The 22768-nt window shown below is 63.7% G+C and carries 22 protein-coding genes, 1 tRNA gene and 1 pseudogene; 20 read left to right on the forward strand and 4 right to left on the reverse strand.

Going from position 1 to position 22768, the window contains the following annotated elements; all coding sequences use genetic code 11:
- Positions 1 to 49: 49 nt before the first annotated feature.
- The 6 genes from BW970_RS10755 to BW970_RS10780 all read left to right on the forward strand — a co-directional run bounded on the left by BW970_RS10755 (position 50) and on the right by BW970_RS10780 (position 4374).
- Positions 50 to 775, forward strand: a complete 726-nt coding sequence (locus BW970_RS10755; protein ID WP_076531174.1) for a proteasome-type protease — start codon at positions 50 to 52, stop codon at positions 773 to 775.
- A gap of 42 nt (positions 776 to 817) precedes the next feature.
- Positions 818 to 1465, forward strand: a complete 648-nt coding sequence (locus BW970_RS10760) for a DUF1194 domain-containing protein (protein WP_076531176.1) — start codon at positions 818 to 820, stop codon at positions 1463 to 1465.
- Between the two features lie 119 nt (positions 1466 to 1584).
- Positions 1585 to 2058, forward strand: a complete 474-nt coding sequence (locus BW970_RS10765) for an SspB family protein (protein ID WP_076531178.1) — start codon at positions 1585 to 1587, stop codon at positions 2056 to 2058.
- Positions 2059 to 2062: 4 nt separating this feature from the next.
- On the forward strand, positions 2063 to 2617 hold the full coding sequence (locus tag BW970_RS10770; RefSeq protein ID WP_076531180.1) for a class I SAM-dependent methyltransferase: 555 nt from the start codon (positions 2063 to 2065) through the stop codon (positions 2615 to 2617).
- A 91-nt stretch (positions 2618 to 2708) separates the two neighbouring features.
- The gene (gene fumC / locus BW970_RS10775) at positions 2709 to 4103 is read left to right on the forward strand and encodes a class II fumarate hydratase (protein WP_076531182.1); all 1395 of its coding nucleotides are present in this window, start codon (positions 2709 to 2711) and stop codon (positions 4101 to 4103) included.
- Between the two features lie 91 nt (positions 4104 to 4194).
- Entirely contained in the window at positions 4195 to 4374 is a 180-nt protein-coding gene (locus tag BW970_RS10780) for a DUF4169 family protein (protein WP_076531184.1), read from the forward strand.
- A gap of 1 nt (position 4375) precedes the next feature.
- Here BW970_RS10780 and BW970_RS10785 read toward each other — a convergent pair whose 3' ends face one another.
- Entirely contained in the window at positions 4376 to 4933 is a 558-nt protein-coding gene (locus BW970_RS10785; RefSeq protein ID WP_229740500.1) for a hypothetical protein, read from the reverse strand.
- 117 nt (positions 4934 to 5050) lie between these two features.
- Between BW970_RS10785 and BW970_RS10790 the strand changes: the two genes are divergently transcribed.
- From BW970_RS10790 to BW970_RS10835, 10 genes are all read left to right on the forward strand, one after another.
- Positions 5051 to 5275, forward strand: a complete 225-nt coding sequence (locus BW970_RS10790) for a ribbon-helix-helix domain-containing protein (RefSeq protein WP_076531188.1) — start codon at positions 5051 to 5053, stop codon at positions 5273 to 5275.
- Between the two features lie 216 nt (positions 5276 to 5491).
- On the forward strand, positions 5492 to 6916 hold the full coding sequence (locus BW970_RS10795) for a type II and III secretion system protein family protein (RefSeq protein WP_076531191.1): 1425 nt from the start codon (positions 5492 to 5494) through the stop codon (positions 6914 to 6916).
- A 5-nt stretch (positions 6917 to 6921) separates the two neighbouring features.
- Positions 6922 to 7566 (forward strand): OmpA family protein, encoded by a 645-nt coding sequence (locus tag BW970_RS10800; RefSeq protein WP_076531194.1) that lies wholly within the window; start codon positions 6922 to 6924, stop codon positions 7564 to 7566.
- 224 nt (positions 7567 to 7790) lie between these two features.
- Positions 7791 to 9053, forward strand: a complete 1263-nt coding sequence (locus tag BW970_RS10805) for a CpaE/TadZ family protein (RefSeq protein WP_076531195.1) — start codon at positions 7791 to 7793, stop codon at positions 9051 to 9053.
- A 10-nt stretch (positions 9054 to 9063) separates the two neighbouring features.
- Positions 9064 to 10512 carry a TadA family conjugal transfer-associated ATPase gene (locus BW970_RS10810; RefSeq protein WP_076531198.1) on the forward strand — a complete coding sequence of 483 codons (1449 nt, stop codon included), beginning with the start codon at positions 9064 to 9066 and terminating at the stop codon, positions 10510 to 10512.
- Positions 10513 to 10521: 9 nt separating this feature from the next.
- On the forward strand, positions 10522 to 11490 hold the full coding sequence (locus BW970_RS10815; protein ID WP_076531201.1) for a type II secretion system F family protein: 969 nt from the start codon (positions 10522 to 10524) through the stop codon (positions 11488 to 11490).
- Positions 11491 to 11494: 4 nt separating this feature from the next.
- On the forward strand, positions 11495 to 12481 hold the full coding sequence (locus BW970_RS10820) for a type II secretion system F family protein (RefSeq protein WP_076531203.1): 987 nt from the start codon (positions 11495 to 11497) through the stop codon (positions 12479 to 12481).
- Position 12482: 1 nt separating this feature from the next.
- Positions 12483 to 13043, forward strand: coding sequence for a tetratricopeptide repeat protein (locus BW970_RS10825; RefSeq protein ID WP_188475559.1), 561 nt, complete (start codon positions 12483 to 12485; stop codon positions 13041 to 13043).
- 24 nt (positions 13044 to 13067) lie between these two features.
- On the forward strand, positions 13068 to 13925 hold the full coding sequence (locus BW970_RS10830; protein WP_076531205.1) for a tetratricopeptide repeat protein: 858 nt from the start codon (positions 13068 to 13070) through the stop codon (positions 13923 to 13925).
- Positions 13925 to 14422, forward strand: a complete 498-nt coding sequence (locus tag BW970_RS10835; protein ID WP_076531208.1) for a prepilin peptidase — start codon at positions 13925 to 13927, stop codon at positions 14420 to 14422. Before BW970_RS10830 ends, BW970_RS10835 begins: the two co-directional genes overlap by 1 nt.
- A gap of 107 nt (positions 14423 to 14529) precedes the next feature.
- Here BW970_RS10835 and BW970_RS10840 read toward each other — a convergent pair whose 3' ends face one another.
- Both BW970_RS10840 and BW970_RS10845 read right to left on the reverse strand, forming a co-directional pair.
- A complete protein-coding gene (locus BW970_RS10840; RefSeq protein ID WP_076531210.1) occupies positions 14530 to 16359 on the reverse strand; it encodes a M3 family oligoendopeptidase in 1830 nt (609 codons plus the stop codon).
- Between the two features lie 64 nt (positions 16360 to 16423).
- Positions 16424 to 16726 (reverse strand): FtsB family cell division protein, encoded by a 303-nt coding sequence (locus tag BW970_RS10845; RefSeq protein WP_076531212.1) that lies wholly within the window; start codon positions 16724 to 16726, stop codon positions 16424 to 16426.
- Between the two features lie 261 nt (positions 16727 to 16987).
- Here BW970_RS10845 and BW970_RS10850 point away from each other — a divergent pair, with 261 nt between their 5' ends.
- From BW970_RS10850 to BW970_RS10865, 4 genes are all read left to right on the forward strand, one after another.
- Positions 16988 to 18601, forward strand: a complete 1614-nt coding sequence (locus BW970_RS10850) for an acyl-CoA dehydrogenase family protein (protein WP_076531214.1) — start codon at positions 16988 to 16990, stop codon at positions 18599 to 18601.
- Positions 18602 to 18750: 149 nt separating this feature from the next.
- Positions 18751 to 20037 (forward strand): O-acetylhomoserine aminocarboxypropyltransferase/cysteine synthase family protein, encoded by a 1287-nt coding sequence (locus BW970_RS10855; RefSeq protein WP_076531216.1) that lies wholly within the window; start codon positions 18751 to 18753, stop codon positions 20035 to 20037.
- Between the two features lie 311 nt (positions 20038 to 20348).
- A tRNA-Thr gene (locus tag BW970_RS10860) sits at positions 20349 to 20423 on the forward strand.
- A 95-nt stretch (positions 20424 to 20518) separates the two neighbouring features.
- A complete protein-coding gene (locus tag BW970_RS10865) occupies positions 20519 to 22057 on the forward strand; it encodes a DUF6538 domain-containing protein (RefSeq protein WP_159441433.1) in 1539 nt (512 codons plus the stop codon).
- A 133-nt stretch (positions 22058 to 22190) separates the two neighbouring features.
- Here BW970_RS10865 and BW970_RS10870 read toward each other — a convergent pair.
- Positions 22191 to 22403, reverse strand: a pseudogene (locus BW970_RS10870) (transposase); the annotation flags it as partial.
- Between the last annotated feature and the right edge of the window lie 365 nt (positions 22404 to 22768).

Consider the following 22768-nt stretch of genomic DNA (forward strand, 5'->3'; position numbering starts at 1 on the left):
GCAGAATTCCCGCTAGCGTCGGTCTCGCAACCGAATCGGATATGTGACGATGACCTATTGCGTGGGCCTGCTGCTGAACGAAGGAATGGTGCTGCTGTCGGACACCCGCACCAATGCCGGGCTGGACAATATCGCCACCTATCGCAAGATGTTCACCTTCGAGGTGCCGGGCGAACGCGTCATCGTGATCATGACGGCGGGCAGCCTGTCGGTCACGCAGACGACCATTGCCCGGCTGCGCGACATGAACGATTCGCCCGATGCCGATCCCACGACCTGCATTCTGCGGGCGCCCACCATGCTGGCCGTGGCCGAGATCGTCGGCTCGACCCTTGCCGCCGTGCGTGGCGAAATTCAGGAAAAGCTGTCGGCCATGGGCCAGGGCGCCAGCGCCAGCATGATCGTGGCGGGTCAGCGCAAGGGCGGCGGGATGCGGATGTTCCTGATCTATCCCGAAGGCAATTTCATCGAGGCGACCGAGGACACACCCTTTCTTCAGATTGGCGAGCACAAATATGGCAAGCCGATCCTGGACCGTGTGGTCAAACCATCGACCAGCCTGCTTGATGCACAAAAGGCCGTGCTGCTGAGCATGGATTCGACCCTGCGGTCGAACCTGTCGGTCGGAATGCCGCTGGATCTTGCGGTGATCGACAAGGACGCACTGAAGGTGACAGCGGCCCGGCGGATCGAGGCGGGCGACCCCGATTTCCGCGCCATGTCCGAAGCCTGGTCCACCGCCCTGCGCGACGGATTCCAGAAGATCGAGCTGTGATCAGCCGTCGATTTGCGATGTGAATGACGCTAGGCTCGGGCCATGCGCGCCCTTGCCTTTGCCCTGTCCCTCATGCTGCCCGGTGCGGGCCACGCCTGCAAGGCCGCGCTTGTGCTGGCCATGGATGTCTCGGGCTCGGTCGATGCCGGCGAATGGCGCTTGCAGGCCGATGGGCTGGCGGCGGCACTCGCCGACCGTCAGATCCGCGAGGTGCTGGTGCAGGAACAGGTCGCGCTTGCCGTGGTGCAATGGTCTGCGCTGGGGCAACAGGCCCTGGTGATCCCCTGGCAACGGATGCTCGACCAGCGCGCCGTTGACCGCATGGCGGAACGGGTGCGCACCATGCCGCGCGCCTTTCCAGGCTCGGACACGGCGGTGGGCGAGGCGCTGGAGTTTTCTCTGGCGCAGTTTTCGGCCGTTTCGGATTGCCGGCGCAAGATCATCGACATGTCCGGCGACGGGGACGAAAACGTCGGCTTCACAACCCCGCGCGCAAGACGCGCAGCGATCGAGGCGGGGGTAGAGGTCAACGGGCTGGCAATCGAGTCGATGGGCCTGTCGATCACCAACTATTATCGGCGCTGGGTGATCACGCCGCGCGGATTCGTGGAGACGGCACAGGGCCATCTGGACTATGCCCGCGCGATACGCGCCAAGATGCTGCGCGAACTGACCGCCCCGACCAGTTGATCCGCCCCTGTGGCCGGTCCGGGATGCGGACTTTGCGAGTGCGGCGAAAAATCCGGCCCGCCCCCTTCCATCGCGGGTCAAATCCCCTATGCTGGCCGACAACACGACGAGGGGGCGGCATGGCGCGTGGCATCGATTACGGCAACCTGATGCATCAGGCGATGCGGGGCCTGATCCGGCAAGTGCTGACCGACGTGGCCGACCATGGTCTGCCCGGCGCGCACCATTTCTTCATCACCTTCGACACGACCGACCCCGATGTGCAGATTGCCGACTGGCTGCGCGCCCGCTATCCATCGGAAATGACCATCGTGATCCAGCATTGGTTCGAGAACCTGATGGTCGATGACGAGGGGTTCACCGTCACGCTGAATTTCGGCAACCAGCCCGAACCGATGCGCGTTCCCTTCGACGCGCTGCGCACCTTTGTCGATCCCTCGGTAGAATTCGGTCTGCGATTCGAGTCGCATGACGAGGATGATGACGAGGACGCCACCGACGAAGACGACGATGATGACGGCGGCGATGACGATCCCCCGCCCCCCCCGCGAGAGGCCGAGGTGGTGCGGCTCGACCGCTTCCGCAAGTCCTGAGACGATGCTTCAGGATACACGGCTGTTCCTGAAAGAGGCCCTGCGCAATCCGCGCATGGTGTCTGCGGTTGTACCGTCGTCACCGGCGCTTGCCCGCGCCATGGCCGAAGGGCTGGGCCCGCACAGTGGCAAGGTTGTGGAATTCGGCCCCGGAACCGGGCGGCTGACCGAGGCGATCCTGGCTGCGGGCGTTCCACCGCAGAACCTGACACTGTTTGAAATGAGCGAGGAGTTCGTCCGCCACCTGCGCCAGCGGTTTCCCGGCGTGACCGTGGTGCACGGCCCGGCCCAAAGCGCCCCGGATCACATGCCGGCAGAGGCGGAACGGGTGATCTCGGGCCTGCCGCTGTTGTCGATGCCGCACGAGCTTCGCGAGGAAATTCTGGCGGCCGCCTTTCAGGTGCTGGCGGTCGGCGGGGTCTATGTGCAGTTCACCTACGGCCCCAAGACACCGCTGACGCCGGGGCAGATGCTACGGCTTGGCCTGCGCGTGACGCCGCGCAGGCGGGTCTGGGGCAATCTGCCCCCCGCCCGTATCCTGCATTTCCGCCGCGCCTGACCGGCGCACGCGCGATGTATGCAGCGGCATACCGATTGATTCCGCCCCTGCCCCGCACTATGCAAGGCAGCGCAGCATTCAGGAGGCCCCGATGACCGCCACCCGCACCGAGACCGACAGCTTTGGCCCGCTGGACGTCCCCGCCGACAAATACTGGGGCGCGCAGACCCAGCGCAGCATCATCAACTTTCCCATCGGCTGGGAGCGTCAGCCGGTGCCGATCATCCGTGCACTTGGCGTGATCAAGAAGGCCTGCGCGCTGGTCAACAAGGCCCAAGGCGACATGGCCCCCGAACTGGCTGACGCCATCGCCGCCGCCGCGCAAGAGGTGATCGACGGCAAGTTCGACGACAATTTCCCGCTGGTGGTCTGGCAGACCGGCTCGGGCACGCAGTCGAACATGAACGCAAACGAAGTGATCTCGAACCGCGCCATCGAGATGCTGGGCGGCGTTATGGGCAGCAAGAAGCCGGTCCACCCCAACGACCATTGCAACATGGGGCAATCGTCGAACGACACCTTCCCCACCGCCATGCATGTGGCCATCGGGATGCTGGCGCGCGACGTGCTGCTGCCGGGTCTGGAAAAGCTCCACGCTGCGTTGCAGGCGAAGTCCGAGGAATTCAAGGACATCATCAAGATCGGGCGCACCCATACCCAGGATGCGACGCCGCTGACGCTGGGCCAGGAATTCGGCGGCTACGCCCATCAGGTCGCCAAAGGGATCGAGCGGGTCAAGGCCTGCCTGCCCGACATCTACGAACTGGCGCAGGGCGGCACCGCCGTGGGCACCGGGCTGAACACCCGTGTGGGCTGGGACAGCCGCGTCGCCGCGCAGATTGCCGACATCACCGGCCTGCCCTTTGTCACAGCGCCGAACAAATTCGAGTCGCTGGCCGCCCATGACGCGATGGTCATGTTCAGCGGCGCCCTGAAAACCGTGGCTGCCAGCCTGTTCAAGATCGCCAATGACATGCGTCTGCTGGGCTCTGGCCCGCGCTCGGGTCTGGGCGAGCTGATCCTGCCGGAAAACGAGCCGGGATCGTCGATCATGCCCGGCAAGGTCAACCCGACCCAGGCCGAGGCGCTGACCATGGTTTGCGCCCATGTCATGGGCAATGACGCCGCCGTCGGCTTTGCCGGCAGCCAGGGCCATTTCGAGTTGAACGTCTACAATCCGATGATGTCCTACAACGTGCTGCAATCCATGCAGTTGCTGGGCGATGCGGCGGGCAGCTTTACCGATAACATGGTCGCGGGCACCCAGGCCAATGTCACCCGCATCGACAAGCTGATGAAGGAATCGCTGATGCTGGTGACGGCGCTGGCCCCCACCATCGGCTATGACAACGCGACAAAGGTTGCCAAGACCGCGCACAAGAACGGCACTACCTTGCGCGAAGAGGCGATCAACCTGGGCTTCGTCGACGGCGAAACCTTTGACCGCGTGGTCCGCCCCGAGGACATGATCAGCCCCAAGGGCTGAGCCGACGGGTTGAGACGAGGGTTCGGGCGCAGCGGCCCCGGACCGAACCTTCCGGCGGGCGCGCGCTCCGCAGGTACCGGCGAGGACGGAGATGGCCGAACTGATCAACCTGCGCCAGAAACGGAAAGAGGCGGCCCGCAAGGCCGCCCGCACCCAAGCCGATGCCAATGCCGCCAGATTCGGGCGCAGCAAAGCGGAAAAGGAACTGGCCAGCGCCCAGACGGACAAGGCTGCGCGCGATCTGGACGGCCACAAGCGCGACGACACCTGAGTCACGAGGCGCGGGCGAAATACCGCTCTGCGGGCAACAGCGCGGCCAGCTTGCCCGCCATCAGCCATTCGCGTTCCCACGGCGCATCGGACCCGACCAGAACCACCTGATCCCCCGGCAGCTTTCCCATCGCCTCGCGCAGGGCCGCTGCGGCCTGGGCAAACGAGGCAAAGGGGCGGGGCGCCACATGGGCGCGATCCAGCGCGCCGGGATTGGCCGCCACCAACGCGCCGGGCGGCATGGATTGTGCCAGCGCAATCCGGTCCGCCCCGGTGATCGCCGCCAGATGCACCGCTTCGGGCGCGGCAATACGGGCCACGGCATCGACACGCAGCGCATTTGTCGAAAACAGAAAGGCGATGACATCATGCCCGCTTGCGGCGCGCACGCCGGCATAGGTCTTGTAGTCCAGCCCCAGTTCAGCGGCGCGTTTCACCCGCATACGCACCACCTCGACCGGCAGGACGGGCAACAACCGCGCCCGCGCAGTGGTCCAGCAATGCTTGCGCCAGGCAAGGCCGTTCCAGTCCGGCCCACCGTTATGCCCGATCCCTGCCATCGCCATCTCCTGTGCTGTCCGACGGCGCAAGTCTTGCATTGCCACCTGCGCAGCGGCAAGGTCGGCGCGGCAAGATCCGGGGGCCCCGCCCATCCCTGCCCAACAAACTGGCACACCATGTCCGACCGACCGCTCAAACACTCGATCACGCTGCACGGCCACCGCACCAGCGTTTCGCTGGAGGATGATTTCTGGCAGGCGTTACAGGAAATCGCCGCACTGGAGGGCCGCCCGCTTGCGGCCCTGGCTGCGGAAATAGACGCCGCCCGCGCGCCGGACACCGGGCTGGCCACCGCCATACGCCTGCATGTGCTGAGGCATTTCCGCCACAAGGCGTCTTAGCCCCTCGCCCATATGGTATGGCAGGATCACCTGCGCCCTACATCTTGCGCCGCGAGTCCTGGATGTGCCGATCCGCCCCAGCGGCCGGATGCAGTGTAACGTCTTGAAACTTGCAATGATTCGCGGGTTCATGCAGACTGCGGGCAATAGTGGTGTACAAGACCAACGAACCGGACGCAGATCCGGCGGGCAGCGGTGATCGGAGAGGCAGGTCACATGAGTATCAGATTGATCGGGCAGGCCAGCCTGATGGGGTTTTCATTGGCCCTGTTCATGGCACCAACAGGTGCCGTGGGTGAAAGCATACGCGTCATGCGCGGCGAGGCGGCATCTGCCTTGCAGGTTCCGATGAACCGCGCCGTCGTCGTGGAAAGTGACACGCCCTTTGCCGAACTGTCGATTGCCAACCCCGGCATCGCCGATATTTCCACCTTGTCGGACCGTTCGATCTATGTGCTTGGCAAGACGCCGGGACGCACCACGCTGACATTGCTGTCGGCGGATGGGCGGCTGATCTCTAACGTCGAAGTGCAGGTGACGCCGGATATCGCAGAGTTCAAGGAACGCCTGCGCCAGATTCTGCCCGCCGAAAAGATCGAGGTGCGCACCGCCAATGACGGGATCGTCATGTCGGGCACGGTATCGTCCATCGCGCGGCTGGACCGTGCCCTGGACCTCGCCGAACGCTATGCGCCTGGCCGGGTCTCGAACCTGATGAGCGTGGGCGGTACGCAGCAGGTCATGCTGAAAGTGCGCTTTGCCGAAATGCAGCGGTCGGTGTCAAAATCGCTGTCGGCCTCGCTGGCTGCGCGCGGCACGGCTGGCCGCGCCGGTGTGGTGGGCGGAACCGGCAACTTTACCGGCAGCGGCGCGATCGGAACCGTGTTCGACGGTGGCAGCTTCCCGATCAATGCCCAAAGCGCGGGTGCGCTGGGGCTGGGGTTCTCGGCGGGGTCGATGCAATTCGCCGTGCTGCTGGAGGCGCTGGAATCCAAGGGGGTCGTGCGGACACTGGCCGAACCGAACCTTACCGCCCTGTCAGGGCAAGAGGCCAAATTCCTTGCCGGTGGCGAGTATCCCATCCCGGTACGGGATGACGATGGCGGCATCAGCGTGGAGTACAAGCCCTTTGGGGTCGAGTTGAACTTCACCCCCCGTGTGGTGGATGGCGATGCGATCAACCTGACGATCAACGCCGCCGTTTCTGCGCTGGACAGCTCCATCGCGGTGCAGGCGTCGGGCATTTCGATCAACGGCTTCAAGCGGCGGGAAACCTCGACCACGGTCGAGATGCGCGACGGCGAAAGCTTTGCCATCGCCGGTCTGTTGCAGGACGATTTCCGCAATCTCAAGGGCCAGGTTCCGTGGTTGGGCGACATTCCGATCCTGGGTGCGCTGTTCCGTTCGGCGGACTACAATCGTGAACAGTCGGAACTGGTGATCATCGTCACCCCGCATCTTGTCACCCCGACGCGAGGCGAGGCCCTGGCCCTGCCGACCGACCGCATCAAGCTGCCCAGCGAAAAGGAGTTCTTCCTGTTCGGCAAGGTGGCAGGCGGCGACCGCAAGGCGCCCAAGGGTGCTGCGGGCGAGGTGGCCCGGCAGGATTTCACCGCCCCCTATGGCTATGTGATGGAGTAAGCGCCATGGCCCTTTCGCTGCGCGCCCCCGTTGCCGTCCTTGCCTTGCTTGCCCTGACCGCCTGTGCCGATCACGAAATGGGTGCCGAACTCAGCACGACCGGCTTTGGCGACGCCACCATGAACAACACCATGATCCAGTCTGGCCAAAAGGATTATGTGATGGATCTGGCCGGGCGCTTCTCGCGCGAGGTGCCGGATACGGTGAACTTTGCCTTCAATTCGGCTGTTCTGGACGGACAGGCGCAGGATATCCTGCGCCGTCAGGCCCACTGGATCCGCCAGTTCCCCGAAGTGCGCTTCCGCGTGTTCGGCCATACCGACCTTGTCGGCTCCGACGCCTATAACAAGGGGTTGGGCCTGCGCCGGGCACAGGCGGTTGTGGCCTATCTGGGCACCCAGGGTATCAGCCGTTCGCGGCTGGAGGCGATGGTCAGCTACGGCAAGACCCGCCCCATCATCCAGACCACGAACGAGGAACGCCAGAACCGCCGGACCGTCACCGAAGTGAGCGGGTTCGTGAAACGGCATCCGACCGTGATGAACGGCAAATATGCCGAAGTCGTGTTCCGCGAATACATCACCGAGGCTGAACGCCAGCATCCGCAGAACAAGCCCGTCGTGACACAGGTCGGCGACACCGGCGACTGACGCATCTGTCAGACCCAATGGCGACCAAAGGCGCGGAACGTCACGTTCCGCGCTTTTTACATCTAAAATACCGAAGAATGACGACTTTTTAGCCCAATTCTCGCCACCATTTCCCACGACCTTGCAATCAAGAAGCACAGCGCGCGACCACTGAGTCGTGCGGGGCCGTTTCGGGTGGCCGTGGCGCCGCCCGAGATCCTGCCCCGGAAACCGAGGATTGGCGTATGGCAAACGTGGCCCAACTGCATCCCGAACCGGCCCCCGTGGTCGCCTGCACGGTATCGCGGGATGTACAGAACTTCGATCTGCTGATCGAGGATATGGAGGCCGAGCTTGGCGAAGGCTGGGGCGATCTGTCATTCGGCGACGCGCTGGTGTTCTTCGGCCAACCCGAAGCCGCCGCGCTGGAATTCATCGCGGTCGCGGTGGATGCCGATGACGAGAGCAACCTTGCGGAGATTTCCGAGGTTGTGACCGCCGCCCGCGACAAGGGAATTCGCGTTATTCTTGTCGCCGATCAGATGAGCCCGGCAAGCCTGCACCAACTGTTGCGGCTGGGGGCCGAAGACTTCGTGCCCTACCCGCTGCCCGAAGGGGCATTGCATGATGCGGTGGATCGGCTGCGCCGCCCTGCCCCGCCGCCGTCGGCGGTCACAGTCGCGCCCGAAACCGGGCAGGCCCCACCGGCCTTCAAGGCCAAGGGCGACCGCGACGGCGTGATCCTGCCGGTTCATGGCCTGGCAGGAGGGGTGGGCGCAACCTCGTTCGCGGTGAACCTGGCCTGGGAACTGGCCACACTGTCCAAGACCGATGCGCCGCGTGTGTGCGTCATCGACCTGGATTTCCAGTTCGGATCGGTTGCGACCTATCTGGATCTGCCGCGCCGCGATCAGGTGTTCGAAATTCTGTCCGACACCGCGTCGATCGACAGCGACGCCTTTGTGCAATCCATGTTGTCGTTCAATGACAAGCTGCATGTCTTCACATCGCCCGCCGACATGCTCCCGCTGGATTTCGTGACGGCAGAGGATATCAATCGCCTGTTGGCAATGGCGCGGGCGAACTTCGACTTCATCATCGTCGATATGCCCAAGACCATCGTGCAATGGACTGAAACGGTACTGAATCAGGCGCATGTGTATTTTGCCCTGATCGAACTGGACATGCGCAGTGCCCAGAACGCCCTGCGCCTGGTCCGTGCGTTGAAGGCCGAGAACCTGCCGCACGAAAAGCTGCGCTTTGCCCTGAACCGCGCGCCGGGCTTTACCGACCTCTCGGGCAAGAGCCGCGCCAAACGCCTGGCCGAAAGCCTGTCGATCGAGATCGAGGTCATGTTGCCCGATGCGGGCAAGCCGCTGACCCAATCCAATGACCACGGGCTGCCGCTGTCCGAAAATGCAGCGAAAAATCCGCTGCGCAAGGAAATCCAGAAGCTGGCCCGACAGATCAACGACCTGAACAAGGCCGTAGAAACCGCCCGGAAGTAAGGGGTCCCGCATGTTCTCCCGCTATCGCAAGTCGTCCATCGACAAGGGTGCTCCGGCAACGGTCAGCGCGGCTGCGGCTGTTGCGCCTCCTGCGGGGCTGCCAAGCCGCGCCCCTCTGGCCAGCCTGAAACAGAACGCCGCCCCGCCGATCGCACCGGCCCAGGCGGTTGCCGCCGACAAGGACAAGAAGCGCAAGGAGCGGCTGGGCTCGCTCAAGGTCGAACTGCACAAGCGGCTGCTGGAGAACCTGAACCTCTCGGCGCTGGAACATGCCTCCGAGGCAGATCTGCGCTCCGAAATCGCCGACATCTCGAACGAGGCGCTGGCAGAGCTGTCGGTTGTCCTGAACAAGGAAGACCGCAGCCAGTTGTATCAGGAACTTTACGACGAGGTGATGGGGCTTGGCCCTATCGAACCGTTGCTGAAGGACGATACGGTCAACGACATCCTGATCAACGGCCCGCATCAGATCTTCATCGAACGGGCGGGCAAGCTGACGCTGTCGGACATCACCTTCAAGGATGAAAAGCACCTGCTGCGGATCATCGACAAGATCGTGTCCGCCGTTGGACGCCGGGTTGACGAATCGAACCCCTATGTCGACGCCCGGTTGCAGGACGGCAGCCGTTTCAACGCCATGGTGCCGCCGGTTGCGGTGGATGGCTCGCTCGTCTCGATCCGCAAGTTCAAGAAGGACAAGCTCAAGATCGAGGATCTGGTCCGTTTCGGCGCCTTTACCGAAGAGATGGCGGCCTACCTGCAAGCCGCAGTGGCCACGCGCCTGAACGTGATCGTCTCGGGCGGTACCGGATCGGGGAAAACCACAACGCTGAACGCCCTGTCCAGCTTCATCGACGATCACGAGCGTATCCTGACCATCGAGGACACGGCGGAACTTCAACTTCAGCAAACCCATGTCGGCCGCATGGAAAGCCGCCCGGCCAACGTCGAAGGCAAAGGCGCGGTCACGCAACGCGACTGCCTGCGCAACGCACTGCGGATGCGGCCAGACCGGATCATCGTCGGCGAAACCCGCGGCGAAGAAGTGATCGACATGTTGCAAGCCATGAACACCGGCCACGACGGCTCCATGACCACGATCCACGCCAACAATGCCCGCGATGCCGTCAGCCGCCTGGAAAACATGGTGGCCATGTCGGGGATCGAAATGCCGCTGAAAGCCATGCGCGCCCAGATTGCCAGCGCCGTCAACCTGATCGTGCAGGCCTCCCGCCTTCAGGACGGCAGCCGCCGCATGACCTCGATCACCGAGATTACCGGGATGGAGGGAGACGTGATCTCGATGCAGGAGATCTTTCGCTACGAACGGCTTGGCGTGGCGCCGGATGGCAAGATCATCGGCCGTTTCAACGCGACCGGGGTGCGCTCTGCCTATTCCGACCGCTTCAAGCAGTGGGGCTACGACCTGCCCGCCACGATCTACGAACCCCTGCCATAGGAACACATCATGGAATTCTCGACGGCCCCGCTGATCTACGGCCTTGTCGCCCTGGGCGTGTTCCTGCTGGTCGAAGGCTTGTATCTGACGGTCTTTGGCAAATCGATCAGGCTTGACCGCAAGGTCAACCGCCGCCTTGCCCTGCTGGAAAAGGGCGGCAACCGCGAACAGGTTCTGGAACAACTCCGCAAGGAAATGGGCCAGCACCTGAAATCGCGGTCGATACCGCTCTACTCCGTGCTGGCCGAAAAGGCGCAAAAGGCCAATATCGCCTTTTCGCCCAAGGCCCTGATCGGGATCATGGTGGCCATGTCGGGCGTCGCCTACATTGGCCTGACCATCGGCACCGAGGCGGAAACACCCGTCCGGCTGCTGGTCGCGGTGGTGATGGGCTTTGGCAGTGTCTTTGTCTGGGTCAACAAAAAAGCCAAGAAACGCATGGACCTGCTGGAAGAACAACTGCCCGACGCGGTTGAACTGATGGTCCGCTCCCTGCGCGTGGGACACCCTTTTTCGGCGGCCATCGGCATTGTCGCCAAGGAAATTCCCGATCCGCTGGGCACCGAATTCGGTGTGATCGCCGACGAATCCGCCTATGGACGTGACGTTGGCGACAGTCTCAAGGCCCTGGCCGAGCGGATGGACATGCAGGATTTGCGCTTCCTGGCCGTGGCCGTCACCATCCAGCAGCAATCGGGCGGCAACCTCGCCGAGGTGCTGGACGGGCTGGCCAAGGTGATCCGTTCGCGCTTCAAGCTGTTCCGCCGCGTCAAGGCGATCACCGCCGAGGCGAAGTGGTCGGGCATGTTCCTGTCGGGATTTCCCATCGCCGCCATGATCATGATCCAGGTGATCAAACCGGACTACTACGACGAGGTGAAAGAGACGGCCTATTTCATCCCCACCGCGCTGGTCGTGGGGGCCGTCCTGACGATCAATGTGATCTACATGAAGATCATGGTCAACATCAAGGTGTGACGATATGAGTTTTGTAAGCGATATCAACGCGCTGATCGTGGACACCCTGGGCCCGACCGGCCCTTTGCTGGTCACCGGGGCGCTTGGCGTCCTGTTGATCCTGATCGCGCTGCCGTCGTTTCTGAACCGCAAGGCCGATCCGCTGGACAAGCTGCGCGAGTCGATCGCGCGGACAAACAGCCGTGCAGAGGGCCAGAAGACCCTGCGCAGTGTCGATTACGCCGAAAAGCTGGAGAAATTCGCCCATTTCCTCGAACCGCAAAAGGCCGAGGAAATGGGCGCCGCACGGCTCAAGCTGATGCGGGCGGGCTATCGGCAAAAGACGGCGGTGCGCAACTTCCACGCCGCGCAATTCGCTTTGGGCCTGTCGCTTCTGGCGGTTGGTGTGATCTACACCTTGCTCAACAACGATGACACCACGCCGCCCAGCGCCACCAACCTCATGCTGACGGCCCTGCTGCCCGGCGTGGCGGGGTATTTCCTGCCAAGCTACTGGGTGGAACGCCGCGTCCAGTCCAGACGCGAGGAGATGGTCAATGGCTTTCCCGACAGTCTCGACATGATGCTGGTCTGCGTCGAGGCCGGGCAATCGCTGGATCAGGCGATCATCCGGGTCTCGAAGGAAATCAAGCTGGGCTATCCCGCCCTTGGCGAGGAATACGAACTGGTCGCGCAAGAGATCAAGGCCGGCAAGGAACGTGCCCAGGTGCTGCGTGATTTCGGCGAACGCTCGGGGGTGCCGGATATCGCCTCCTTCGTCACAACCATGGTGCAATCCGCCACCTTCGGCACATCTATCGCCGAGGCGCTGCGGATCTATGCGGCAGAAATGCGTGACAAGCGCGTCATGCGCGCCGAGGAAAAGGCGAACGTCTTGCCGACCAAGCTGACTCTGGGCACAATGCTGTTCACGGTGCCCCCGCTGCTGGTCGTCCTGATCGGCCCGTCCATCTACGGCATCGCCACGACCTTGGGTGGAGGAGCGTTCTAGCGTGTCGGTTTCCTGGCGGCCCATTGCCGCCGCCGTGTTTACGGCCCTGTTGGCCGCCTGTGGCACCACGGGCGGCTTGCGCGCACCCGAAGGCGTTGCGCCTGGCACAGACAGCCGTGGACAGGCGGTCGACGGGCTGACCGTCGGGCACCGCCTGCTGGAGGCTGGCGAACATGACCTTGCCCTGCGCGCCTATTACCGTGCTGCGGCAGAGCAGGGCGTGAATGCCGATGTGCTGTCCGCGATCGGCTCGACCAACCTCAAGCTCGGCCGCTTGGGTCAGGCCGAACAGATGCTGCGCCGTGCCCTGGAACTCAGCCCCGATTTCGTTCCGGCGCTGAACAATCTTGGTGTGGTGCTGATGGAAAAAGGCGAAACCGGCGAGGCCCGCCGCGTGTTCCAACGCGCCTATGCGCTGGACAGTGGCAATTCGGACTCCATCCGCGAAAACCTGCGTCTGGCTATCGCACGAACCGAAAATCGCGTCTATGATGTCAAGACTGAGGCAAACTTCTCGCTGGTGCGGCGGGGCCAGGGCGAATATCTGCTGCTGTCGCGCTAGAGGGTCGAGCATAAAGGACGCGAAATGCGCCACCCTGTGATTGTTGCGCTGTGCCTTGGCGGCATCGCGCTTGCGGGTTGCAACCGCAATTCAGACGCGGAAGTCGCCCGCGCGATGAAATCCGTCAACGTCATCGACGAAAGCAACCTGTCCGACATCATGCTGACGGTCGGGGATCCGAACGAAGCCGTGGCCTATTTCACCCGCACCGCAGCCGAAAACCCCGACCGGATCGACCTGCAACGCAACCTGGGCAAGGCGCTGGTGCGGGCAGGCAAGGCCCCCGAAGCGGCAAAGATCTGGGAAGGCGTCGTGACCCGCCCCGACTCCAATGCCGATGACAAGGTCGAACTCGCCGATGCGCTGATCCGCGCCAACGACTGGAAACGCGCCCAGGAGGTGCTCAACACCATTCCTCCGACGCACGAGACCTTTCAGCGGTACCGGCTCGAGGCCATGGTCGCAGATTCCAACAAGCAATGGGCCAAGGCCGACAGTTTCTACGAGATCGCCCAGGGCCTGACCAATCGCCCGGCAGGCGTGCTGAACAACTGGGGGTTCTCGAAACTGTCGCGCGGCGATTATCCGGGCGCCGAAAAACTGTTCGGCGAGGCCATCAGCTATGACCCGAAAATGTTCACCGCCAAGAACAACCTGGTCATGGCCCGCGGGGCGCAACGCAAATACGACCTGCCGGTCATCGACATGACCCAGACCGAACGGGCCGAACTGCTGCACACCATGGCCCTGACAGCCATCAAGAGTGGCGACGTGACGGTGGGCCGTGGCTTGCTGCAAGAGGCGATCGACACCCATCCACAGCATTTCGACACTGCGGTCCGATCGCTGCGCGCGCTCGACGCCAATGTAAAGCGCGGCTGATGCTGACGGCAACCGCCCGCGAGGCGCTGTGGTTCCTGCCGCTGGTGGCCCCCATCGCGCTCTGGGTCGCCTGGAGCGACATGAAGTTCATGAAGATCCCCAACAACGCCGTTCTGGCACTTGCCGGGGTTTTTGCCATCATCGGGCTGGTCGCACTGCCCTTGCCGGAATATGGCTGGCGCTGGCTGCACCTTGGCATCGTGCTCGGCATCACCTTCGCCCTGACCATCGCAGGGCTGATCGGCGCAGGCGATGCCAAATTTGCTGCCGCCATGGCGCCCTTCGTGGCCCTGGGCGATCTGCGACTGTTCATCGGCATCTTCGCCGCCAGCCTGCTGGCCGCCTTTGTCGCCCACCGCCTGATGCGCGCCCTGCCGCCAATCCGCCGCGCAACGCCCGACTGGATCAGCTGGACCAGCAAGAAATTCCCGATGGGCCTTGCGCTGGCGGGCGCCCTGCTGATGCATCTGGGCCTTGTCGCCGCCTACGGCCGCTGACCACCCTGCGGATGCGCCCACCCCTTCATCTTGCCACAAATACCCTCGGGGGTGCGGGGGTGGAAAACCCCCGCTCTGCCCCCGCCATTCGCGCCACGATCAGGGCCTCAGCCCTCCATCGCCTCCAGCTCGTCAATAAAGCCCGCGATCATCTCCAGCCCCTTGTCCCAGAACGCCGGATCGGACAGGTCAAGCCCGAACGGTGCCAGCAACTCCTTGTGGTGTTTGGACCCGCCAGCTTTCAGCATATCGAAATACTTGTCCTCGAACCCCTCCAGCCCGCTGGCATAGGCCGCGTAAAGCGCATTCACCAGCCCATCGCCAAAGGCATAGGCATAGACGTAGAACGGCGAATGCACGAAATGCGGGATATAGGCCCAGAACGTCTCGTATCCGTCCATGAAGTCAAAGGCATCGCCCAGTGACTGCGCCTGCACGCTCATCCACAATGCGTTGATGTCGTCGGGCGTCAACTCGCCTTCGGCACGCGCCGCATGAAGCTTGCATTCGAAATCATAGAACGCGATCTGCCGCACGACCGTGTTGATCATGTCCTCGACCTTGCCGGCCAGCAGCGTCTTGCGCTCGGCCGGGGTCTTGGCGGCATCCAGCAGCTTGCGGAAGGTCAGCATCTCGCCAAAGACCGAGGCGGTTTCCGCCAGCGTCAGCGGGGTCGAGGACAGCAACTCCCCCTGCCCGGCCGCCAGCACCTGGTGGACCCCGTGCCCCAGTTCATGCGCCAGCGTCATCACATCGCGCGGCTTGCCCAGATAGTTCAGCATCACATAGGGATGCACGGTGGTCACGGTCGGATGGGCAAAGGCGCCCGGTGCCTTGCCCGGTTTCACCCCGGCATCGATCCAGCCCTTGTCAAAGAAGGGCTGCGCAATCTCGGCCATGCGCGGATCGAAACCGGCATAGGCTTGCATCACCGTCTCGCGCGCCTCGTCCCAGCCCACGCTGCGCGGGGCTTCGGTCGGCAGCGGTGCGTTGCGGTCCCAGACCTGCAAGGTGTCCAGGCCCATCCACTTCGCCTTCAGCCGGTAATAGCGGTGCGACAGCTTGGGATAGGCCGCGACCACCGCATTTCGCAGCGCCTCGACCACCTCTGGTTCCACATGGTTCGACAGGTGCCGCCCATGCTGGGGGCTGGGCATCTTGCGCCAGCGGTCGTGGATTTCCTTTTCCTTGGCCAGCGTGTTGTGGACCCGTGCGAACAGCTTGATGTTCTTGTCGAACACCGCCGCCAGCGCCCGCGCCGCGGCCTCGCGCTTGGCCCGGTCCGTGTCGGTCAACAGGTTGAGCGTCGATTCAAGGTTCAGGTCTTCGTCTTCGCCGGCCACCGTAAAGGTCAGCCCCGCCATCGTCTCGTCGAACAGCTTGTTCCAGGCACTTGCCCCCACGACGGATTCGTCATGCAAGAACCGCTCCAACTCGTCCGATAGCTGGTGGGGACGCATGGCGCGCATCCGGTCGAACACCGGCTTGTACCGCGCCAGCCCGGCATCCGCCGCCAGCAAGCCCGCCAGATGCGTCTCGTCCAGCCGGTTGAACTCCAGGCTGAAGAACACCAGCGGCGTGGTGGCATTGGTGATGCGGTCCTGCACATCGGCCATGAACTTGGCCCGGCCGCTGTCCATGGTGTTCTGGTAATAACGCAGCCCTGCAAAGGACATCAGCCGCCCGGCGATCACGTCGATCTGTTCGTACCGCGTCACGCAAGCCAGCATCGCGGCTGCATCCAAGCCGGCCAGCTTGCCTTCGTAGTCCGCCGCGAACTCTGCGCAGGCCACATCGAGCCAGTCCAGATCGCGGGTGACTTCCGGTGCATCTTCTGCGGCATACAGATCGCGCAGATCCCACTCCGGCAGACGCCCAAGGCCGCTGCCCCCGCTGGCATTGGCATCGAAGACGGGCTGCGGCAGGGACATGGTCATGGGGGCCTCTTTCGGTTGGTTGCCCCAGACATAAGGGGCCAGCCCCCGCGCCGCAACGGCGGTCTCAGTGGATGACCACTTCGTCGGCCCGCAGATAGCCCAGAACCACGCGCGCGCGCTCGTCCAGCAAATCCAGATCCAGCGAGGTGTCCGACAGGCGCGTGGTCAGATTGGTGATCCGCGCCAGTTCCTCTTCCAGCTCTGCCTTGCGCGCTTGCAGATCGGTAATATCGGCCTTGATCTGCACGCGGCGGAACAGCCCATGGTCGCCCTGCATCGCGGCAAAGGCAAAATAGCTGGTGATCGCCACGGCCATCATCAGCAAAAGGGCCGTGCCCACGGGCGGGCGGCTGGAAGGTCCGGTCATGGTCTGCCTCGAACGGGGTCTCGTCGCCCCTGTGCCACCACAATGCCACAGCCGAATCAGATTGAAAACCGCCCCGACTCATCCCTTTGCAGCTTTCTGCCCCTTTGCCCTGGCCTGAATACCCTTGGGGTGGCAGGCCGCAGGGACAGGGGGGCACGGGGCAGCCCCGGCCTGCCCGTCCGTCGCGCCGCAACGTCACCCCTCATCGCATTTGACCGCCCCACCCGCGCGTGAAACGCTTCCCTCCAAGGAGGATCCGTCATGCCCCATGCCCCGCGCAGCCACCAGACCACCCACGAGGTGTTCAACCAGCCGACGCCTGCCGCCCGCGATCTGTGGGCCAGCGATCCTGCCTTGCGACGCTGGGCGGGCCGTGCGGGCACCGACAGCACCCAGTTGGCCCGTTTCGGCGCCCGCGCCGGGGCCGAGGACATGCGCGAGGCCGGGCGCCTGGCCAACCGCCACCTGCCCGAACTGCGCCTGTTCGACCGCACCGGGCGACGGCTGGACGAGGTGGTCTTTCACCCCGCCTATCATCAGTTGATGGATCTGGGCCTGTCGCATGGTTACGCGGCCTGCGCCTGGGATGGCACACCGGGGGGCCATGCCACCCATGCCGCGATGCTCTACATGCTGTCGCAGGTGGAACCCGGCGTTTGCTGCCCGATGACGATGACCTATGCCGCCGTCCCCGCGCTGGCAGCAGATCCGGCCCTGGCCGCCGAATGGCAGCCCCGGCTGACGGCCCGCGCCTATGATCCGGCGGTTGTGCCCCTGTCGCACAAACGCGCCGCGACCATGGGCATGGCGATGACCGAAAAACAGGGCGGCTCGGATGTGCGCGCCAATACGACCACTGCCCAGCCCGATGGCGAGGGCTGGCGCCTCACCGGGCATAAATGGTTCTGTTCCGCTCCGATGTGCGACGGCTTTCTGACCCTTGCGCAGGCGCCGGGCGGCCTGACCTGCTTTGTCGTGCCCCGCTGGACGCCGGATGGCGAACGCAACGCGCTGCACATCCAGCGGCTGAAGGACAAACTGGGCAACCGCGCCAATGCCAGTTCGGAAATCGAATATCACAACGCCTGGGCGCACCAACTGGGACCAGAGGGACAGGGCGTGCGCACCATCATCGAGATGGTGCAGCACACCCGCCTTGATACCGCGATGGCCCCTGCCGGACTGATGCGCGGCGCACTGGCCGAGGCGCTTTGGTGGGCCAATGGGCGCAGCGCCTTTCAGCGCCGACTGATCGACCAGCCGTTGATGCGTGCCGTGCTCGCCGATCTGGCCGTCGAGGCCGAAGGGGCGCTGGCCATGGCCATGCGCGTGGCCCGCGCCTTTGACGATCCGGCACAGACCGCGCTGGCCCGCATCGCCGTGGCCGTGGTCAAGTTCTGGTCCAACAAGCGGTGCATCTGGATGATCGGCGAGGCGATGGAATGCCTTGGCGGCATGGGCTATGTCGAGGACACTCCGATGCCGATGCTGTACCGCGAGGCGCCCCTGAACGGTATCTGGGAAGGGTCGGGCAATGTCATATGCCTTGACATCCTGCGCGCGCTGGCCCGTGAACCTGCGGCGGCCGAGGCGTTGCGGGCCGAACTGATGGCCGCGACCGGCGCCGACCGGCGCTATGATGCCGCCCTGCGCGCGCATTTGGGGCGCTGGCCCGGCCTGCCGCCCGAGGCCGAGGCGCGGCTGTTCGCCGAACGGCTGGCGGTGCTGTTCGGCGCCTCGGTCCTGCTGCGCGACGGGCAGGCCGCCATGGCCGACGCCTGGATCGCCACGCGGGTCGAAGGCCAGCGTGGCGCCCTGCCCGGCGCGGTTTCGGGTATCGACACCGACGCGATTCTGGCCGCGCAGGCGGGCTGAGCAGGCTCTGGTTCCAACACTGGACGCAGCGGCGGAACGCCCGTTTCCCGGTCGTCTGGCTCGGGGGACGCCCGTCCTTTCCATCCCGGCCCCGTTGCACCGGGCCGACGCCGCGCCTAGGGTGGCGCGCAACCCAAGGGGAGGTTTTCATGTCCAGACAACTCGGTTTCGATACACTGCAAATCCACGCGGGCGCCAGGCCCGATCCGGCCACCGGCGCGCGGCAGGTGCCGATCTACCAGACCACCGCCTATGTGTTCCGCGACGCCGACCACGCCGCCGCGCTCTTCAACCTGCAAGAGGTCGGCTACATCTATTCGCGGCTGACGAACCCCACCGTATCGGCGCTGGCCGAACGTATCGCGGCCCTGGAAGGCGGCGCCGGGGCGTTCTGCTGTTCCTCGGGCCATGCGGCACAGGTGATGGCGCTGTTCCCGCTGATGCAGCCGGGCACCAATGTCGTCGCCTCGACCCGGCTCTATGGCGGCACCGTGCAGCAGCTGACCAACATGATCAAGAAATTCGGCTGGTCGGCCAAATTCGTCGATTTCGACGATCTGGCAGCCCTTGAGGCCGCTGTCGATGACAACACCCGCGCGATCTTCTGCGAATCCATCGCCAACCCCGGCGGGTATATCACCGACATTCCGGCGGTCGCCAAGGTGGCCGCAAAGGTCGGGCTGCCGCTGATCGTCGACAACACCTCCGCCACCCCCTATCTGTGCCGTCCGATCGAACTGGGTGCCACCATCGTCGTACATTCGACCACCAAATACCTGACCGGCAACGGCACCGTGACCGGCGGTTGCGTGGTGGATTCCGGCACCTTCGACTGGTCGGCCAGCGGCAAGTTCCCCTCGCTGTCGGCGCCCGAACCCGCCTATCACGGGCTGAAATTCCACGAGGCACTGGGCGGCATGGCCTTTACCTTCTACGGAATCGCCGTGGGCCTGCGGGATCTGGGCATGACGATGAATCCGCAGGCCGCCCATTACACGCTGATGGGCATTGAAACGCTGTCGTTGCGGATGCAGCGCCATGTGGAAAATGCCCAGAAGGTCGCCGCCTGGCTGGAAGCCGATCCCAGGGTGGAGGTCGTGACCTATGCCGGGCTCGACTCCTCGCCCTACAAGTCCCGTGTGCCGACCGTCTGCCCCAAAGGCGCCGGCGCGCTGTTCACCTTTGGCGTCAAGGGGGGCTATGATGTGGCGGTCAAGGTTGTCGGCGCGCTGGAGCTGTTCAGCCATGTGGCGAACCTCGGCGATACCCGTAGCCTCGTGATCCATCCCGCCTCGACCACCCACCGCCAGTTGACGCCCGAACAGCAGGCCGCCTCGGGCGCCGCGCCCAATATGCTGCGCGTCTCCATCGGGATCGAGGATGCCAAGGACATCATCGCCGATCTGGATCAGGCCCTGACCAAGGCCGGCGGCTGACACCCCGCCAGCGTGCCCCGGCAACGGGGCACGCCCGCCACTCAAGGCACCTGGGCTCTGGCGCAAGGCAGGCCCACCCGCACAGACCGGAACGGCGCCACCAAGGAACCTGCGGTCCCCTGCGAAAAAATCTCCACGCCCTCTTGCACCGCCCAGAGTTTGCGTCTATTCCCCGCCTCGCACGACGCTGTAGCGGCAGAGCGGCCAGACACCCCGAAACGGGCAGACACCGCAGCCAAAGCAGTTGAAAGCAACGACATTTTCGGTGGGTCGCTTGCCAGAGCAATGGCAGAAAAGACCGGAAACAGGATGCTGTGGTAGCTCAGTGGTAGAGCACTCCCTTGGTAAGGGAGAGGTCGAGAGTTCAATCCTCTCTCACAGCACCATATTTTCTGCTTTCATATCAGAAACTTGTGCGATACCTGAGGGTTAGGATGATCTCGGTTCTACACCGAGGTTCCACACCAGCATGGTTTTGGCTATGTCCCGCCCGCACAAACACCCAAAGACAGGCGTCTATTACTTCCGCCAGAAGACACCCGCAGACCTGCGCGAGAAGTTCGGAAAGCCTGACGCGTCGTGGTCCCTGAGAACCAAAGACACGGTAGAGGCCAAGGCCCGCCATGCCGAGGCCCAAGCAAAGCAAAACAAGGTCTGGGCCGCGCTACGCGCTGAACCCAAGGGGCTTGCGCTGCGCGAGATCGTCGCCTTGGTGGGCACATACCGGCGCGAACTGGACTCGATTGTGGAAGCCGAAACCGGCGAACCCGCCGTCTGGGACCAAGTGCTGCGGCTTGAGGGGCAAGCCGGGGAATCAGCGCAGGCACTTGAGGGATGGCACGGTGACGATGCGAACCGCCTGTTGCTGGAACAGGGTTTGGTGATTGACGATTACAGCCGACAGCGCCTGTTGAACGAGATGCACAAGGCATGGCTGGAATGGGCAGAGTTCCAGCGCCGCCGGTCAGTGGGCGATTTCCGCCCCGACGCCACGCTTGAGCGCTACCCGGCCCCCGAGAAGGCACAGAGGGCAGCGCCGAAGGTGACCTTGACCAGCCTCTTGGACCTTTGGGAGGCGCAACAGCGAACCAAGCCGGGCGGCGGGTCTGACAAGACCATCGCCGATTTCCGCGCAAAGGTCGCTAAACTGATCGCTTATCTTGGTCATGACGATGCAATGTCAGTGACCCCGCTCAAGGTCGATGAATGGTGCGATTCACTGGTGCAGGCAGGCGTAAGCGCCAGAACCGTAAGCGATAAGTATCTTGCAGCCGTGAAGGCGGTGTTCGGGGTCGGGGTGGACAAGAACAGGCTGGACAAGAACCCGTTGGCCGACAAGCGTTACAAGTATTACAAGCCGAACAAGGAACGACCCTCCGGCTACACCGATGCAGAGGCCGCGCGCGTTCTGACCGCCGCGCTGGTGGACCCCAAAGAACTGGGCAAGCGTTTCGAGCACAACAAGTTGGCCATTCGTTGGCTGCCATGGATATGTGCCTATACTGGTGCAAGGATTACCGAGACAGCGCAACTACGCGGTGATGATTTCATAACCGAGGCCGGTGTTCCCTGCCTGCGTATAACGCCAGAAGCGGGGTCGGTAAAAAGCGGCAGCTACCGAATTGTGCCGGTGCATGAACACCTCATGGAAATGGGATTGGCCGACCTGTTCAAGGCCTCGGTGTCTCGACCTGTCGTCACCGACCCGAAGCCGACGCGCGAACAAGCCCTTTCCGCCGCGCAAAGTGTGGGCAAGAAAGTGGCCGAATGGGTGCGGGACGTAGTGGGAATTGAGGATAGGCGCATCAAGCCAAACCACGCATGGCGACACCGCTTCAAGACGATTTGCCGCGACGTCGGGATCGACAAGGAAACGCGAGACGCCTTTCAAGGTCACGCTGATGGAACCTCTGCCGCCAACTATGGTGAGGTCACTATCAAGGCAATGACCCGCGCTATGGCCAACTTTCCCCGCGTCGATCTGTCCTTGAATGCTGACGAGACCCCCGACGTCATGTAGGCGGCCCAATGTGCCCTGACGGTCTCTGGTGACCATGCCATGACAGGTCGCAGGGTGACGGAGACCCATGGCGGGAAACCCCGTTGCTGGTTGTCGCCGTGATGTGGCGGCCTTCATGGGCCTCTATCGGGGTCAGCGTGCCCAAACGGGTATCGAGAGCGCGCTCTCGATACCCGTTGCGCCAGGTCGTGCGTTCGCCGCTGCGTTCATGCCGGCCGGCGCCGATGATGCCTTCCACATCGGTCTCCATGATCAGTTGCAGCACGGCTTCGGCAATGCCGCGCAGGAAGTCGCCCTGATCGTGCTTGGCCAGAAGCTCGGACAGGTCCATGTTCGTCTTGGTCATCGGGGTCTCCGTAGGGTCCGTGGTTGAAGTCGCCAAACTCCACCTCGAACATACACCTCGATGGCCACCCGGGATCACACCGCCGACGGCGATGAATTTACACCAGCTCCTCGGACGCTAACTCCGGCCCGTGCCGGTCCCAGGCCGACAGGCGGCGCCATGCATCCAGTGACACAACCTTACCCGTCCACGTCATGGGCCTGTCGGTTACGCTGCACAGCGCGCGCGGGGTATCCGCTACGATGCCAATGGAAACGGGGCCATCCAGCCGTGAAGGCGCGGGCGCGCTGGGCTTTGGGCGGGGCATACCACCTTCCGACAAAACCGACACAACCGACACAACCATTTCAGGTTGTGCAGATAGG

It is taken from the genome of Gemmobacter megaterium, from assembly GCF_900156815.1.
GTDB lineage: Bacteria > Pseudomonadota > Alphaproteobacteria > Rhodobacterales > Rhodobacteraceae > Wagnerdoeblera > Wagnerdoeblera megaterium.

Excerpts from the sequence above, each read along its gene's own strand:
- BW970_RS10755 (WP_076531174.1), top strand. The coding sequence starts at position 50 with ATGACCTATTGCGTGGGCCTGCTGCTGAACGAAGGAATGGTGCTGCTG.
- BW970_RS10760 (WP_076531176.1), top strand. The coding sequence starts at position 818 with ATGCGCGCCCTTGCCTTTGCCCTGTCCCTCATGCTGCCCGGTGCGGGC.
- BW970_RS10765 (WP_076531178.1), top strand. The coding sequence starts at position 1,585 with ATGGCGCGTGGCATCGATTACGGCAACCTGATGCATCAGGCGATGCGG.
- BW970_RS10770 (WP_076531180.1), top strand. The coding sequence starts at position 2,063 with ATGCTTCAGGATACACGGCTGTTCCTGAAAGAGGCCCTGCGCAATCCG.
- fumC (WP_076531182.1), top strand. The coding sequence starts at position 2,709 with ATGACCGCCACCCGCACCGAGACCGACAGCTTTGGCCCGCTGGACGTC.
- BW970_RS10780 (WP_076531184.1), top strand. The coding sequence starts at position 4,195 with ATGGCCGAACTGATCAACCTGCGCCAGAAACGGAAAGAGGCGGCCCGC.
- BW970_RS10785 (WP_229740500.1), bottom strand. The coding sequence starts at position 4,933 with ATGGCAGGGATCGGGCATAACGGTGGGCCGGACTGGAACGGCCTTGCC.
- BW970_RS10790 (WP_076531188.1), top strand. The coding sequence starts at position 5,051 with ATGTCCGACCGACCGCTCAAACACTCGATCACGCTGCACGGCCACCGC.
- BW970_RS10795 (WP_076531191.1), top strand. The coding sequence starts at position 5,492 with ATGAGTATCAGATTGATCGGGCAGGCCAGCCTGATGGGGTTTTCATTG.
- BW970_RS10800 (WP_076531194.1), top strand. The coding sequence starts at position 6,922 with ATGGCCCTTTCGCTGCGCGCCCCCGTTGCCGTCCTTGCCTTGCTTGCC.
- BW970_RS10805 (WP_076531195.1), top strand. The coding sequence starts at position 7,791 with ATGGCAAACGTGGCCCAACTGCATCCCGAACCGGCCCCCGTGGTCGCC.
- BW970_RS10810 (WP_076531198.1), top strand. The coding sequence starts at position 9,064 with ATGTTCTCCCGCTATCGCAAGTCGTCCATCGACAAGGGTGCTCCGGCA.
- BW970_RS10815 (WP_076531201.1), top strand. The coding sequence starts at position 10,522 with ATGGAATTCTCGACGGCCCCGCTGATCTACGGCCTTGTCGCCCTGGGC.
- BW970_RS10820 (WP_076531203.1), top strand. The coding sequence starts at position 11,495 with ATGAGTTTTGTAAGCGATATCAACGCGCTGATCGTGGACACCCTGGGC.
- BW970_RS10830 (WP_076531205.1), top strand. The coding sequence starts at position 13,068 with ATGCGCCACCCTGTGATTGTTGCGCTGTGCCTTGGCGGCATCGCGCTT.
- BW970_RS10835 (WP_076531208.1), top strand. The coding sequence starts at position 13,925 with ATGCTGACGGCAACCGCCCGCGAGGCGCTGTGGTTCCTGCCGCTGGTG.
- BW970_RS10840 (WP_076531210.1), bottom strand. The coding sequence starts at position 16,359 with ATGACCATGTCCCTGCCGCAGCCCGTCTTCGATGCCAATGCCAGCGGG.
- BW970_RS10845 (WP_076531212.1), bottom strand. The coding sequence starts at position 16,726 with ATGACCGGACCTTCCAGCCGCCCGCCCGTGGGCACGGCCCTTTTGCTG.
- BW970_RS10850 (WP_076531214.1), top strand. The coding sequence starts at position 16,988 with ATGCCCCATGCCCCGCGCAGCCACCAGACCACCCACGAGGTGTTCAAC.
- BW970_RS10855 (WP_076531216.1), top strand. The coding sequence starts at position 18,751 with ATGTCCAGACAACTCGGTTTCGATACACTGCAAATCCACGCGGGCGCC.
- BW970_RS10865 (WP_159441433.1), top strand. The coding sequence starts at position 20,519 with ATGTCCCGCCCGCACAAACACCCAAAGACAGGCGTCTATTACTTCCGC.